Annotated in this window: 1 protein-coding gene; it reads right to left on the bottom strand. The window is 38.9% G+C overall.

Translation table 11 applies throughout. The features are described 5' to 3' along the window. Nucleotides 1-83 precede the first annotated feature (83 nt). Entirely contained in the window at nucleotides 84-977 is an 894-nt protein-coding gene (locus I3259_RS20170) for a TraB/GumN family protein (RefSeq protein ID WP_238031446.1), read from the bottom strand. Nucleotides 978-1,114 lie beyond the last annotated feature (137 nt).

Raw genomic sequence — 1,114 nt, 5'->3', positions numbered from 1 at the left:
CTGGTTTGGGACCAGAGGGTCGGGGGTTCGAATCCCTCTTCACCGACCACTTATTTAAAGCCTCGTCAAAAGACGGGGCTTTTTTATATTTTATAAGTTAGATTTTCCCATCCATCACACTGCGCAGTTACACCTTTGGTTATCCTTTCAACAGTAAATCCTTCTTTCTCCATCAAAGCGGGAAGTCCTTGATCTCCGATTAAATGGAATGCACCGACAACAACCATAAACCGTCCAGATTGATAATCTTTTGATTCTCTGAGAGTTTTAGCCCATTGACGATTACGAGAAAAAATTAAGGCTTCGTTAGTTTCAGGATCAAATTGAGTATCGTTGAATAGTTCGGTAAATTTTTTACTGTCGCCTTGTTTCCATACATTAACTAAACATTTCAGTGCTTGTTCTGTTTGCTGCCAGTTGTTGATGGTTTCTAGCAACATGTTGGTGCCATTTTCCGGTAGGTTTTGGAGCAGATTTAATTGATGCTCAACCGTTTCAAACGCTTTAATGGGGAGGTTTTGTTGCTGCGCTCTTTTCAGTAAAACATAATCGATGCCCAGCTCAGTTGATAGATTTAACTGTTTAGCAAGTGCAAGTTGGAGATAAGTTGCTGTCAGCCACGGTGGTTGATCAAGAAGGTGTTCATAAGGAAGCTGTAGCGATGTTGTAATTCTTTGAAGTGTTTGGCGTTGTTTGGCATTGAGTTTTTCTTGGGTTAACGGTGGGTAGTACTGTTCAACTGTCGATGCTGATTGATTGAGAATATTAGCTTCAACAATTAATGCATCAGCATGCTCCCAATGAGTTAAAAAAGCTCTTGGTAATGGAAACATGTCTTTTTCACCCGCATGTATTGAACCTAATACATAGAATTGGCGCTGCGTGTCATATATTTTCCAAACAATGGGTTCTGCGAATGCATGATGAGAAATAAATGGCAACAGTACGAGCATTTTGGAAAGTAAGGATTTAAACATTCATCGCCTTGAAATAAGAAATTATACGTTTTCTTAGTTATAACAAAATATTTTTAATTAGTAACATTAAAGGCTACCGAAGTCTGTCTCTTGATCACAAGTCATTGTGTTCAAGAGACTTAGCTAGCTCATATCCT

It is taken from the genome of Photobacterium sp. Ph5, assembly GCF_022129445.1.
GTDB lineage: Bacteria > Pseudomonadota > Gammaproteobacteria > Enterobacterales > Vibrionaceae > Photobacterium.
This window is presented reverse-complemented; position numbering and strand designations above follow the sequence as displayed.